Source organism: Weissella sp. DD23 (genome assembly GCF_001579105.1).
Lineage (GTDB): Bacteria > Bacillota > Bacilli > Lactobacillales > Lactobacillaceae > Weissella > Weissella cibaria.
Genome location: NZ_KQ970390.1, coordinates 365795 through 366868, shown reverse-complemented (window position 1 = coordinate 366868; position 1074 = coordinate 365795). Strand labels below are relative to the sequence as shown.

Genomic DNA, 1074 nt, shown 5'->3' with positions numbered 1-1074 from the left:
GATATAATGGATTATTGTAAAAAAAGAGAAATAGGTAAGGATCGATATTCCATGAAAATTAAAGGCTTAACGCCCATCTTGTTTATTTTGTTGATTATTTTGTTTGTTACTGGTCACGCAGACTTTTTGGAAGGTCCGTTGACTAGTTTCATGCACATGTCAGAGGACTGGATTGGTGGTACGAATGCAGTTGGTTGGTCAATTGTTATTTTGACATTTGTGGTGCGATTGATTTTGTTGCCAATGATGATTCACCAACAACGTGGCGCAACCATTCAACAAGAAAAGATGCGTTTGTTGCAACCACAGATGAGCAAGATTCAAGAAGCGCAGAAGACAGCACAAACACAAGAAGAAAAGATGTTGGCTTCTCAAGCTATGATGGCTGTTTACCGTGAAAACGGTGTTTCAATGCTTGGTGGTATGAATTTTGCGACATTGATTATTCAATGGCCTGTCTTTATGGGGTTGTACGCTGCTATTAAGAATTCACACGAAATTGCACACGCTACCTTCTTTGGGATTAACCTAGGCTCACAATCACCAGTGTTAGCAATTGCAACAGCAGTTGCCTATGGTGTCCAAGCATACTTGTCATTGATTGGTATTCCAGCCGAACAAAAGAAGCAAATGCAATCAATGATGTTGATGATGCCGATCATGATGTTGATTATGACTTGGGTTACGAACGGTGGTATTGCGCTGTACTTCTTCGTTGGTGCGTTGGTTATGATTATTCAAACGTTGATCATCATTGTTTGGCGGCCAAAGTTGCGCGCGCAAGTTGCGGAAACGTTCGTTGTTAAGGATGTCGTTGACGATGCATTGGCCGGACGTTTGCAATCAGAGCCAACGGGACCATTTGCTGAAGCCATGAAGGCAGCGCAAGCGCAACAACAAGGGACAGAACGCAAAGATATTACAGGTAATGTCAGCGAAAGCGATACTGATTCATCAAAGTCAAACGGTCGTAATGCTGGTAAACAAAAGCGTTAATTAAAATTTTTAATCCTAAAAAGACCAAACACTTACTGTTGTTTGGTCTTTTTTTGGTTCATCCGATATTAAAGATTA

1 protein-coding gene is annotated in these 1074 nt (G+C 40.9%); it reads left to right on the top strand.

Annotated features, from left to right (window positions below; genetic code table 11):
• Positions 1 to 51 precede the first annotated feature (51 nt).
• On the top strand, positions 52 to 996 hold the full coding sequence (yidC, locus tag WEIDD23_RS01760) for a membrane protein insertase YidC (RefSeq protein WP_010374295.1): 945 nt from the start codon (positions 52 to 54) through the stop codon (positions 994 to 996).
• Positions 997 to 1074: the final 78 nt, after the last annotated feature.